Below are 13,124 nucleotides of genomic sequence, written 5' to 3'. Positions count from 1 at the left end.
TTGCAGTCGGAATCGCCCCCATCGTGTCTTGACGAATCCGCCGATTCGTAGGAAAGGTACGCGGACCACGGCCGCGACCGTCCCCTCTTACGCCGGGACCGACCCATCATCTGAGGACTCTAGGGGATATTCCTAAATCATGAAGTGGTCTGCGTAAGCTGGGTGAAATTGTCGCCTGACTCTTCGGAACATCCAATTTTACGCAGGTCGTGGCGTGATCAACGAATGGCCATGGGATCGGTGGGTCTCACACCGACCCCTTCGCAATCAGACGCGGGCCTCGGGCATGGTTCCCTCTTCGAGATACCACATCTTGTCCGGCCCCTTCACCAGGCGTGTTGTGACCGGAAAGGTTTGGGCCGGCGAAGTCGATGGATCTCGCTCCTTGACTTGCAGAATGAACTTCGCTTCCAGGTGCGTCAGCCCCGCACTTTTCTCGGACTTGAAGTCCAGGACCGAGAAAACGAGAGGGTTGAATCGACCTGCTTTCGCCGGTTTCAGGGACTTGAGTTTTTCGTTCCAGTACGTATTGAACTCATTGAAATTGTGAAAAAATCGAGACGAGCGACCTTCCGAACTGAGGAGCAACCACATCCGCCGGATGTGAGGGACACTGTGCGAAAGGGCGGCGTAGTAGTCGTTGAGCGCCTGCTCGGGGGTGATCCGAATCGGGCGCTCCATGGTGATGAAGAGAGGGTAGCTCAAGAGGAGGAGAATGCCCCCACCCCCAACCAGAATCAAGAATGCCGTCGTGAACCAGAATGAGGTGAGTGCAAGGTAGAGGAGGACCAGAAGCACGCAGGAGGTCGCGACCAATCGAATGATGTCCGGTCCCCATTCGGCCCAACGACTCCAGACCTCATCAACCGTTCCCGGTTTCGCGGTCGAGCGCGCTTCCGATCGGTCCGAAGCTTGAGCCTTGCGTGGTCTGGGAACCGGCGTGGGAATGGGTGGGACGATCGGAGCCGGCTCGTCGTGCTCCGCCAGGGGGTCGCTACCCTCGATTTCGTAAGAGCCTTCCGACGCGACCGGCGGGGGCGGCGGAACGGCCTTACCGGGATTTGGTTTCGGCCCGTCCGACATGAGCCATCCCAGGTCGACCTTGTCTTTTTCTTCGTCGGGAGAGGGGATCTCGACCATCGGTCGCAGCCTCGTTGTCATCGCGGAAGATTCAAGGAGGCTGCGACGCTAACCGACCCGCGGTGGTCCTGTCAGCGCCGGACGGGAGGCGCAAAAGGGGGCTTACCTTTGTCCTCCCGTCTCCTCCTCGAACGCCGATCATTCAACGTTGTCAGAATGAGCCCCAGGCGCAAATGACCGCAGATCCGGTGCCACAGGTCACCACTGGAGCTCGCCGCGGGGCACCAGGTGCAGGCGGCCATCATCACTGCTGACGAGTAGGTCGAGTGATCCCTCACCGGTGCCGTCGATCCCCGAGGGCTACAGCCCTCAGCGCCGATGATGACGGGGCGTCCGTCGCGATACCGGAGCGGACGGGGCACCATTCGACCATGCCCCACGTTCTCGAGGAGGATGACCGTCGACAAGTTGTCCGGGGCCTCCAATGGGAGGCCAGTCAATGCCGGGACCACGTGGCGGTTTCCTCGCGGAAGGCCGACGAGTAGGTCTGTCAGCCCCGAGCCGGTCCAGGGACCCGCCCAGAGGCTACAGCGTCCGGCCAGACCGAATCCGCCGTCGAGGCGGAGGTATCGCCCCAGTCGGTCGACCAGGGGAACGGGGGGGCCGACTTCAAGCGTTCCGGTCCGCGGGTAGACGCACAGGAACCCTTGCAAATCGAGCGCAATGAGGTCGGCCTGCCCCGACGCATTCCAGTCGGCGACGGCAGGGCGGACCCTTGGCGGGATGATCAGCGGGCCCCCGTCGCAGCGGAGCGGGCTCGGGGAGCCGAACCGAGGTGAATCGACCGCACCGTCGTTGCGCAGGAACAGGATCTCTCCCCCCGCGCCGCTGACCAGCAAATCGAGCCGCCCGTTTCCGGTCCAGTCCGCAAGAGTCGGGCAGGAGAAACCGAGGCGAGGAGCGACCGGACCATCGAGCATGCCGTCGGGACCAGGATCGACTTGGAACGGCGCGCCGCCGCCTTCGATCGGGACAGGCGCAAGGTAGCGGTGGTCGTCCCGCGTTCCCATATCTTGCACATAATGGAGCCGCCCGGTTGCGTCGCCGAACACCAGGTCGAGGTCGCCGTCCGCGTCCAGGTCGCCCACGGTCACGACGGCATGTCCGGCCAGCCAAAGCTCCGCGCTCTGGCTCAGGAGTTCCACCGGAGTTTTCGCGTCATTGCGGGTCGGTCCCGAATGGACGCTGAACACCAGCCCCGCCGAGGTTCCGTACACGAGCTCGACACGATGATCGCCGTCCAGATCGGCGGCGACTACCACTGTTCGATCGCCGGGCAGGGCGAGCGCAGCATGCCCGCACTGCAGTGTCCTGGGCTCCATGAGGACAGGAGGACGCTGGCCACCGAAGTTGCGGTAAACCCGGACGATCCCCCGGCGATCGGTCACCAGCAACTCCAGGCTTCCTCCACCTCCCCAGGCGACGGTCAGAGCCGCTGGGTGCAAGCCGAGATCGAGTGGACCGGCGTCAGATCCGATCTCCGGCTGGAGTTCAAAAGCAGGAGCCCCTAGCTGACCGACGTTGCGGAGCCAAAAAAGGCGTCCCGTGGGCGCTTGGCCACGCCAGAGACCACTCCGGTCATATCCCGGATGGCCCCCTTTTTGGTTGAATCCCACCTGCTGAGATTGAGGGAGCCGGTCGGAATCGGGCCAGTAACCGGTCAGATCGTCGATGCCCACCACCAGGTCGGTCAGACCATCGCCATCCCAGTCCAGGCCAACGATTTGCACCACGCGGCAGGGACCAATTCCCAGGTCGGCCGCAATGCCAAGCTCCACCCGCTCATTGAACTCAGGGCGAGCCCCCTGACCCTTGTTGGTCAGCAAGACGAGGCCAGTTTGCGCCAGGCCCACGAGATCAAATCGGCTCGATGAGCCATTCGGGATCGCACAGATCGAGCGCAGTCCCTCGAGCCCGGGGACCAACTCACCCGAGTCATATCGAGGAGCATGGCCCTCTTCCGCGGGCAGGCGGCGGTAAATCCGTGCGGTGCGCTCGCTTGTCCCCCCGCCGGCGGTGACGAGTAGATCGGGTTGACCCGGCTCAAACCAGTCGAGCACCAAGGGTTCCGCGTTCCAACCGTGCCCCAGCGGGGTCGCCCGAACCGACGAGTCCCAGGCGATTCGCGTCCGTCGTTCCCCGTTCGATGTCGGGTCGTTCTCCGTTCTCGTGTCGAGATCAGCCGATGCCATTACCATCCCCCTCCGCGTTTCGAATGACCAACCCCACGACGGATCGCGAATCCGTATTGTAGCGGCTCGGTACAGAGGAAGCGCGTTCCGACCGAGAGTTTCTCAGGAGTTTCGCAATCGTTTGATTTTGCTTTAAAAAGCTCCAGAGCTCGATTGCCTGAATTGTGTGATCCCTTTAGCCTCTCCAGCCTCCGTTGACTTCCAGGACGTGGCCCGTGATATAGCCAGCTAAGGGAGAGCAGAGAAAGAGGACAGCATCGGCGACATCTTGAGGTTCGCCGAACTTTCGCCATGGTATGACTTTAAGCATCTCAGTTCGAACGGTCTCCGAGATCGTGGCGGACATGGAAGTCTCGATCAGACCGGGAGCGATGGCATTCACGCGGATGGAACGCTTGGCGCACTCGCGGCTGAGCACTCTTGTGAGCGCCTGGACCCCCGACTTGGCGGCCGCGTAGTTGGATTGACCGTGGAGGCCGGCCGAGGCCGAGAGGCTTCCCATGTTGACGATCGATCCTCCATCGCGAAGGATTTCCAGGCCGAATTTGCAACAGTAAAAGACGCCAGAGAGGTTCACGTCGATCACGGCTTGCCAATCTTCGATTGACATTTTGGCAATGGTGCGATCGCGAAGGATGCCGGCGTTGCAGATCAAGGCATCGATCCCACCCAGGTCGGCATCAATGGAACGCATCATCGCTTCAACGGCCATAGGATCGGCGACATCGGCCGGGTACACGTGGGCGCTCCCTGGCCGTTGCTGACACAGTTCGTCGGCCAGGGATTCGGCGTCGGCTTTCGTCCGGCCACCCGCGAGGTCGGGGTGATTGAGGATGACCTGGCAGCCAGCCCGGTGGAGTGTCCGTGCAATCTGGGCACCGATCCCTTGGCTGGCGCCCGTGACGAGGGCCTTTTTGCCGGAAAGGTCAATCTCGATACTCAATGGTCATCCCCTTTTCGTTTCACGGGAAATTCAGGACCGGGAATCCGCCTCTAAGGTCAGGATTGCGGATCAATGGAACTCCAGGCCTTTGTCGGTGAGACGGTAGGGCCGGATCTCGTCACCACAGGCACTGCCACGGTGTTTGGCGACGTAGAGGGCGCGGCCAAGTCGGCCGGCGTCTTTGGTGCGTCCCATGAGAATGATGGTGTTGGCGTTGGAAAAGATATCGCCATCGCCGAGGGGTTCGGCCATCAAGTCGTCAAGCAGGATATGAGGGGTGGTGTAGAGATAGAGGCAGCCAATCGCCCGGTGATCGTAGCGATGGGACAGGACCTGCGGGGAGTTCTCGCGGAACCGTTCCCGGAACAGTTCGCGAGCTGCCCACTCGTCCTCTTTCCTGAGCACCTGATGATAAAGGTACTCGAAGAACTCAAATTGAATCGAGTCGGCGAACCGCTCGGTCGGCTCGATGCCGTCGACCACGACGCGTCGCGAACCACGGACGAAGTGCTCGTAAAAGAAGGAAACGGATTTGCGTAAGACCCGCGCGAGGTCGGACTTCCAGGCGTGCCAATCGTCGGGTTCGAGGTCGCGGCGGGTGACGCGCCGGCCGGTCCGGGAGAAGGGGTGGAAGTAGTCGCCGATCGGCCGGTCGAATTCCCAGATATTCTCGAGATCAAGCACCGTGTCCGCGGGATAGGCCGAGAGGTCCCAGCCGTACTGGGACAGTGCGTAGCCCGCATGGTTCTGGGCATCGCCCCGGCTGGTCAGGTCGCAGATCACTCCCCGGCGCTGCTCGGCCGCGAGGCCGGCGTCGGCCCATCGGACGCCGAGCTGGGTCTTCCCCACGCCGGTGGCGCCGGCCACGACGGTGAGGGTTCCTGGCAGCAACCCTCCACCCAGGAGCTGATCGATGGCCTCGATCCCGAACGACTGACGATGTATGGACATGGGAAATTCACCTCGAACGATTCTCGAAGATCCGGGAGTCAGCCCGGACACATTGTGGAATGAGGGGCGAAAACGGGGCAAGGGGAGTTGGTTGAATCAAGTCCCATGCGACAGCGTCCGAATTAAGCTTAAGAACCGCATAACCGGCCTGTTCGTTCCAAACGGTACGACCGGGTCGAGGAGGCGGGAGCTCCGGTTCATTCTCCTGGTTTTGTATGACGACCCTACGGCCTCGGCAAGGAACCGTCCAAGTGCTTGACCAACAGCCTATCTCCCGACTCGGGGCATGCACCGGACGCTTGAAGGTGCGGTTTGGCGCAGGGCTAGCACTGGCCGCCTTGCTCGGTCCGCTCACGGTCAGAGCCCAGATTCCGGATAGCGTGCCGCTGCCGCCGCCGTCGTTTCCACCGACGTCGGAAGGTCGCGTCCTGCCTCCCTTCGTACCGACTGCGATTCCGTCGCAGACCTCGACGGCAACCACTGTCCCCTCGGTCTCAAACCCGCGGACGATTGAACTCTCACCGTCCGAAACTTTGCCTCCTGTCAAGCCGATCGTCCAGCCCGCTGTTCCGACGGTCATCCATGTGGATCCGGCGCCGCTGCCTCCGGGAACCCCTCCTGGCGGGGCCCGAGTCATCAACCTGGTTCGAGACACGACCGGTTTGCTTCCGACCCTTCCGCCTGGTCCTCCGATTCCCCGGCCGGTGGAGGAAATGGCGCAGGGGGTCACGGAAATGATCTCCGACATCAAGGAGCCCGAAGCCGAGATCAATGTGGCGATCGGCCAGACAAAGCTGATCGAAACCAAGCGTCTGTTGACTCGAGTGGCGATCGCCAATACCGCCGTTGCCGACGTTGAACTCCTGAGCGATCAACCGAACTCACGATTGCTCAACATCTATGGTCGATCGTTCGGCCAGACGAACTTGACCCTCTGGGATACCGAGGACAAGCCGGTCTCGTTCTTGATCCGGGTCTCTCTGGACACCCGTGACCTCGAGTCGCGAATCAAGCAAGCCTATCCGGGCGCCGTGGTCCACATTCGTCAGATCGGCTCGCAGGTCATTTTGGAGGGTCAAGTCGCTGATAACAAATCGGTGGGCGACATCCTTCAGCTCGTTCAGACGGAACTTCGCAATAGTGGCGGCCTGAGAATGACCGGCGGCGGCGGTGGTGCCGGTATGGGCGGAGGAGCCGGGGGGGGCGGCGCCGGCGGCGGGAATGGCGGTGGCGGGCAGATGGCTGGCGGTGGTGGTGGCGGCGGGATGGGTGGTGGCGGGATGGCCGGTGGCGGGATGGCTGGAGGGGGGATGGCCGGTGGTGGTGGAATGATGGGTGGCATGGTCATCATCAATCGGATCCACGTCCCGGGTCCTCGCCAGGTCCTGCTCCGCGTGAAGATTGCCGAGCTCAATCGCGATGCCATTCGCCAGCTTGGGGCGAGCTGGTTCCGGATCAAGGACCGGAGCATCATGGGATCGACGATCGGTGGCGTCGCGAACCTTTCCGGGGGAGCGGGCCTCGCGCCCACCAGCGGCACCACTTCCGCCCTCGCCGGCATCTTGAGCGAGGCGGCGACGACCTTGAATCCCGTGGGGAGTGCGGTCAATAGCGGTGGCACCCTGTTCGGGGTTTTCGATGCCGGCCGCTTTTCGATGTTCATCGATGCGCTCAAATCGAACTCGATGGCCAAACTCCTCGCCGAACCGAACTTGATGACGCTCGATGGCCAGCCCGCTCAGTTCATTGCGGGGGGACTCTTTCCGTATCCGGTCCCCCAGAGTTCGTCGATTCCCGGCGGAACAGCCGTCGTGACCGTGCAGTTCGCCAAGTTCGGAGCGATTCTGACTTTTCTGCCCCAGATCCTTGCCAATGACGTGATCCGCCTCGACGTCGAGCCGATCTTCAGCGCTCTCAACTTTGGCCAGGGAACCGTCATCAACGGCGGCCGAGTGCCCGCGATCGATCAGAGAAGTGCGCGCACGGTCGTCGAGCTTCGCGAAGGGCAGACCTTGGCGATTGCCGGATTACTCCAGTCGACGACCAACGCCACCACGATCCGTGTTCCGCTCCTCGGCGACCTGCCCGTCGTCGGTCCCCTTTTCAGTAGCAACAAGATCGAGACGATCGAAACCGAATTGATCGTGCTGGTTACTCCCGAGCTGGTGGCCCCAATGGAGCAGCAGGAGGTTCCTGAATCCCCTGGCGACCGGATCATCCAGCCGAATGACTTCGAGTTCTACTTCCTGGGGCGGATCGAAGGCAAGTCGGGCAAAGACTTCCGCGCAACCGTCCGTGAACTCGACCCGCTCAATGTGATGAAGCACTTCCAGTGCGAGAACCAGTGGGTGATCGGGCCGCATGGTCACGCAGACTGATCCAGAGCGGTTTACCCTGGCGATGCCCAGCCACCCAGATCTCTCGGCCTTTGGGATCGTCCCGAATCCCAATCGCTCTCACAGAGGGAACCAGCCGGGAGCTAACGGGGAGAGGGGGACTTCACTCCCCGTTGAAGGGGACCGGCCATCCGACTGTCGGATATCCCCCATCGAGTCGGGAAGCCACTCATCGCCTTGGTTCCTGAGCCGCGGCTCTTGCCCTGAGATTGAACACGAAACCGATTCCTTTTGAGAGGGATAACAATATGTGGCGGGTGCGAGGGAAGTTCCACTGGCGGGTCGGCGCGCTGGCGACGGGCCTGCTGACGGCGACGTTGTGGGCGCAGCCCCCCGTCCCGATTCCTCCAACGGGCCCCGGTCCGGTCGGTCCGGGAGGATTTGCCCCGCGAACAAAGCGGGAGATCCGCCATCAAGCCTGGCGCGACACATTCATCGGACGTCCCGCGGACTTCATCGAGCCGCCGTTCGGAACTTATGTCCGTGGTAACTTTTCCATGATGCGGAGCAAGGCCGACCCCCATCGATTCACGCTCTACCGCAGCGACTTCCTCGACGGCACCGATCGACTCTCTCCGACCGGTGCGACCCGTTTCAACCTGATGGCTAGCCGGCTTTCAGGCTGGCTCGGCCCCGTTGTAATCGAGTGGAGTCCGGATCAACCGGGACTGGCGGAGTCACGCCGCGTGGCCGTCGTGGCGGCCCTTCAAGGCGCGGGCCTGCCCGTGATTCCCGAACGCGTCGTGATCGGCCCTTCCGTTTACCCAGGAGGAATGGGTGAGGACGCCGTCAACTATCACAATGTCATGATTACTCGTGATCAGCAGGCCCCGGCCTCGTATTCTGTGAGCCCGACCAGCACGTCCGGGTTTAGCATTGGCGGCGCTGGAGGGAGCCAATAGCATGAAACTTTCATGTGATTGCCGATCATGGCGAAACCGGACCCTGGCCGCAATAATGCGGCCAGGGATGGTTTTCGGGCTGGCTTGCGTCCTTCCATCTGTCGTGGGCTGCCAAACCGTCCCACGTGGTGGTCAAGACAAAAATCAACAAGTCTCCTCGACGGGAGACCCCAAGCAGGATTCGCCGGTGGCGCAGTCGGACTTCCGTCGCGATGTGACCCAGGATCAGGAGTTCAACGTTCACCTCGAACTCGGTCGGGTCTTCGAGTCGCAGAAGGAATATACCGCGGCCTTGGCGGAGTATCAGAAGTCTCTTGAAGTCTGCGCTCGCCGTGGCTTCGGAGCGGGTATCAAGGGAAGTGGCGAGAAACAGGCCCTCGTCCACCGACGGATTGGCGGGCGCTCGACCGGCTCGGCCGGTTCGCCCAGTCCGAGGACCATTATCGCCTCGCCTTGAAGGCAAGCCCCGATGACGCGAGGGTTTGGAACGACTCCGGTTACAGTTACTACCTGCAAAGCCGTTGGGCCGATTCCGAGCGCAACCTCAAGACGGCCGCCAAACTTGCCCCTGACGACGTCAGGATCCAGACGAACCTTGGGTTGACCCTCGCCGCGGCGGGAAAGACCGATGAGGCCCTGATCGCGTTGAGTAAAGCGGGCGGAAATGCAATCGCTCACGCCAACCTCGGCTACCTGCTTGCGGCGATGGGACAGACCGAGCAGGCGCGGGCCCATTACCAAACGGCCATCGCGTTGCAGCCCAACCTGACCCCCGCACGCCAGGCCCTGGCCAATCTCGACGCCAAAGACCTGAAAACAGAGCAAGTCGCCACGACGAATCCGCAGCCTGTTCGCACCGCCGATGCCAGCATTCGGCGGACGACCGGCCCGAGTGTGACGCCGGTCTCGGTCTCCCCACTTCCGAGCACCTTGCCCAAGCGGAAGTGATCGCTTCAGGACCCTGCACTTGAAATTTGGGTGGCTTCGCGCAAAACTCGAAACAAAAGAGGACGCGAACCACGCACCGAAGCCCTACCCGACTCCTCTCGTTGCCATCATCGTTCACTTTGGTGGAGCCGGTTCCCAGATCCACTGGTCCGGCTTGCCGAAGTGCTGGTTTGCGGTGGCTCCGGTCTTCTTTCCTTCGAGGGGCCGAGTCTCCCGAAGAGTCCAACCGAGGCGGTCGATCGACGGGCCGCCCAGATTGAAGCTGAAAATACTCCTGAGCTTCCTGCCCCACCCGCCGTCCCGTCAGGGATTCGGGGAGAACTTCCCGCCATGCACCATTGCACACTCGCTCGCCCTGTTTGTCTGACCCTCCTTGTGCTGGGCCTTCTCGCCCGCTCCGTCTTCGCTGGGGAGTCGGAGGCGGCCCGGAACGACTTCTTCGAGAAAGAGGTTCGCCCCGTACTCCACGAGCGCTGCATTGAGTGCCACGGCGATCGTGAAACACCGAAAGCGGGGCTCAGGCTGACCAGTCGGGAAGCAATCCTGAAGGGGGGAGAGAGCGGACCGGCGGCTGTCATCGGGGCTCCCGACGAGAGTCTCCTCATTGAAGTCATCCGCTACATTGATGAGCCGCGGATGCCCCCCAAGGCGAAGCTCACCGACCGTGAGATTGCAACGCTCACACGCTGGGTCGCCATGGGGCTGCCCTGGCCCAACTCCAAACCTTCTGCGCCTGTTGCGGGGGAGAGCGGCAAACCGGGATCGGGGATCACCGACGAACAGCGCCGATTCTGGTCGTTCCAGCCGGTTCGCGAAGTCCGGGTACCACAGGTTCAGGATCAATCCTGGGCGCGATCCGACATCGATCGGTTTATCCTCGCGATGCTCGAGGCCAAAGGACTTCGCCCTGCTCCTCCCGCCGATAAGCGGACGCTCCTTCGACGCGCCACTTTCGACCTGACCGGCTTGCCACCAACCCCCGAAGAGGTGGAAGCCTTCCTCGCCGATCAGTCCCCGGACAGCTTCAATCGCGTGGTCGATCGCTTGCTCGCCTCGAGTCACTACGGCGAGCGCTGGGGACGCCACTGGCTCGACGTCGTTCGCTATGCCGATTCGTTTGATGCACGCGGGGTCGGAGGCGCTGGGGATATCGCCGAGGCCTGGCGCTACCGAGACTGGGTCGTTGATGCCTTCAACCGCGACCTTCCCTACAAGGACTTTCTGATCCATCAGATTGCCGGCGACCTCCTCCCGCCTCCCGAGCCCGGCGGTCTCAACGTTGAGGGAACGATCGCAACCGGGATGCTCGCCATCGGAAACTGGGGAGGGGGAGACGCTGACAAAGAGAAACTCCTGACCGACATTGCCGACGATCAGGTCGATGTTGTGAGCCGGTCATTCATGGGACTCACGGTCGCCTGTGCCCGCTGCCACGACCACAAGTTCGACCCCATCCCGACCTCCGACTATTACGGACTCGCCGGTATTTTCTTCAGTAGTCACATCCTTCCCAACGTCGGACCCAAGACGGGCGGTCCGCCGATGCTTCAAATCCCCCTCGTGTCCCGCGCGGAGATGGCCCGACGCGAGCGCGCGAAGCAGGAGGCTGTAACTCTCGAGAAATCACTTCAAAACTTGCTCAATGAAGAAAAGACCCGGCTTGCTCGCGACCTGATCTCTCAGACGGCACGTTACATGGTCGCCGCCTGGGATTATCGATCTCAGCCGAATGGACCTTCGTCGCAGTCCCTGCGAGACTTTGCCAGGGCGAGAAAACTCCACGCGTATGCGCTCCGCCAGTGGATCGAGGACCTGGGCCTGGGCGGCGACTATCCATTGATGACCACGTTCGTCCGCGGCGTCTCGGGCCGGGCCGGTCTGCAAGCCTGGAAGGGCAAGGCGGATTGCCCTTCTCTGACCGTCAACTCGACCGACGCAGAGATTGCCCTCCTGACGTTCAAACTCCCGGCTCGTTCGGTTTCCGTCCACCCCGGACCAAACGGTGGAGTCGCGGTTTCCTGGACCAGCCCGGTGTCGGGCCGGGTGGCGGTTTCCGGTCTCCTGGCTGATGCCGATGCCGCGGGCGGTGATGGTGTGGCATGGGCCGTCGTTCATCGCGCTCGCGTTTCGAGGCACGAGCTCGCCCGGGGAGAAATCGCCAACGGGGGAAGCCATCGACTCGTTGCGAGTTCCTTGGCCTCCATCCTGGTCGAGAAGGGGGATCGCATCGAACTTCAGGTTCTCCCCAAAAATGGTCATACGTGCGATACCACAACCGTGGAGTTGGCGATCAGAGCCGAAGGGGGGCAGGGGGACTGGCATCTCGCGCGTGACCTCATGGAACAACCGCTCCCATCGAACCCGCATCCCGATCGGCTCGGCCATGAGGCTGTCTGGCGGTTTGAGGACATAGAGGGGGACGTCAGGTCCGCTGCCTTTTCGGCCGACTCAAGAAAGGCGCTGGAACCTTGGGAGCGTGTTCTCAGGGACACTCCCGCGGATCGCGAAGCGCTCGAACGGGCTGCAAACAAGTTCCAGGCGAGTTACAACCGGGTCGACCAGGACAGCCCGTTCTGGGTCAGGATGGACGCCGATGAGAATTCCTTGCCCGAGCCTACGTACCGGAAAATCGAGCAAATTCGCAAGGATCTGAACGCCCTCAGAGCGGTCGCGACGGCTCCGACGCTTTACGCCAATGGAGCGCAAGAAGGGGGAGTCCCCGAAAGCCCGCACGCTGGCGTCCACGACGTTCGCATTCACCTTCGGGGCAGTTATTCGCGACTCGGAGATGTGGTCCCTCGCCATTTTCCCTTGGTTGTGGGGGGTGGCTCCCAACCTCCCATCACTTCGGGAAGCGGCCGGCTTGAACTGGCCCGCTGGCTGGCCAGCCCCGAGCATCCCCTCACCGCGCGAGTGATGGTCAACCGGATCTGGCAGCAACACTTTGGCGTCGGAATCGTGCGAACTCCGAGCAACTTCGGAAAGCTCGGCGAGCGTCCGACTCACCCCGAACTCCTCGACCACCTGGCCAAACGATTCGTTGATTCGGGGTGGTCGATCAAGCAGATGCATCGTGAAATGATGCGTACTTCCGTCTATCAGCAAGCGAGTAATCCACTGCCCGAAACCGGGGCGGCCGATCCCGGAAATCAATGGTACGGACGGATGAACCGTCGCCGGCTCGAGTCGGAAGCGATCAGGGACAGTCTTCTGGCCGTTTCCGGACAGCTCGATCGATCCATGAAGGGGCCGGCAATTCGCGACTTTGCCAATAAGCGGCGCACTCTCTATTTTATGACGATCCGCTCCGACCGATCATCGTTCGGCCCGCTCTTTGACGCAGCCGACTCGACCGCGATGGTCGACGTGCGGACCGTGTCGACCGTGGCTCCGCAGGCCTTGTTCTTGCTCAATAACGCTTTCGTCATGGAGCAAGCCCAGGCTCTTGCCACCCGCCTGGAAGCGGGGAACCGGGACGACGCGGCCAAGATCGATCGGGCGTTTTCGATTCTCTTCGGACGTCCCGTTGATGACACGGAGAAAGAGATCGGGCTCGCCTACCTCAAGTCCAGTCGACCGCGGGAATCGGCCTGGGACGCCTACTGCCAGCTCTTGCTCTGCACCAACGAATTTATCTACATCGACTGAGGCG

At 62.1% G+C, this 13,124-nt stretch carries 9 protein-coding genes; 5 read left to right on the top strand and 4 right to left on the bottom strand.

From position 1 onward, the window contains the following. Positions 1-267: 267 nt before the first annotated feature. The 4 genes from V5E97_RS17965 to V5E97_RS17950 form a co-directional block, all read right to left on the bottom strand. Positions 268-1,140: a hypothetical protein gene (locus V5E97_RS17965; RefSeq protein ID WP_406700665.1), complete on the bottom strand. Its 873-nt coding sequence runs from the start codon at positions 1,138-1,140 to the stop codon at positions 268-270. Between the two features lie 71 nt (positions 1,141-1,211). After that, entirely contained in the window at positions 1,212-3,332 is a 2,121-nt protein-coding gene (locus tag V5E97_RS17960; protein WP_406700664.1) for a hypothetical protein, read from the bottom strand. A gap of 175 nt (positions 3,333-3,507) precedes the next feature. Further along, entirely contained in the window at positions 3,508-4,275 is a 768-nt protein-coding gene (fabG, locus tag V5E97_RS17955; RefSeq protein ID WP_406700663.1) for a 3-oxoacyl-ACP reductase FabG, read from the bottom strand. 69 nt (positions 4,276-4,344) lie between these two features. Continuing rightward, entirely contained in the window at positions 4,345-5,226 is an 882-nt protein-coding gene (locus V5E97_RS17950; RefSeq protein WP_406700662.1) for an RAD55 family ATPase, read from the bottom strand. Positions 5,227-5,477: 251 nt separating this feature from the next. Here V5E97_RS17950 and V5E97_RS17945 point away from each other — a divergent pair, with 251 nt between their 5' ends. The 5 genes from V5E97_RS17945 (at position 5,478) to V5E97_RS17925 (ending at position 13,120) form a co-directional block, all read left to right on the top strand. After that, on the top strand, positions 5,478-7,604 hold the full coding sequence (locus V5E97_RS17945) for a type II and III secretion system protein family protein (RefSeq protein WP_406700661.1): 2,127 nt from the start codon (positions 5,478-5,480) through the stop codon (positions 7,602-7,604). Positions 7,605-7,870: 266 nt separating this feature from the next. Beyond that, on the top strand, positions 7,871-8,524 hold the full coding sequence (locus V5E97_RS17940) for a hypothetical protein (protein ID WP_406700660.1): 654 nt from the start codon (positions 7,871-7,873) through the stop codon (positions 8,522-8,524). Positions 8,525-8,711: 187 nt separating this feature from the next. Then, complete coding sequence (locus V5E97_RS17935; RefSeq protein ID WP_406700659.1) at positions 8,712-8,981, top strand: hypothetical protein; 270 nt, start codon at positions 8,712-8,714, stop codon at positions 8,979-8,981. After that, positions 8,978-9,472 (top strand): tetratricopeptide repeat protein, encoded by a 495-nt coding sequence (locus tag V5E97_RS17930; RefSeq protein WP_406700658.1) that lies wholly within the window; start codon positions 8,978-8,980, stop codon positions 9,470-9,472. The genes V5E97_RS17935 and V5E97_RS17930 overlap by 4 nt, the downstream gene beginning before the upstream one ends. A gap of 330 nt (positions 9,473-9,802) precedes the next feature. Further along, positions 9,803-13,120 carry a PSD1 and planctomycete cytochrome C domain-containing protein gene (locus tag V5E97_RS17925; RefSeq protein ID WP_406700657.1) on the top strand — a complete coding sequence of 1,106 codons (3,318 nt, stop codon included), beginning with the start codon at positions 9,803-9,805 and terminating at the stop codon, positions 13,118-13,120. Positions 13,121-13,124: the final 4 nt, after the last annotated feature.

Origin of the sequence: Singulisphaera photorubra (genome assembly GCF_045290345.1) — a bacterium.
Lineage (GTDB): Bacteria > Planctomycetota > Planctomycetia > Isosphaerales > Isosphaeraceae > Singulisphaera.
Note: the sequence above shows the minus strand (reverse complement) of the source record. Positions and strands in the feature narration are given on the sequence as shown.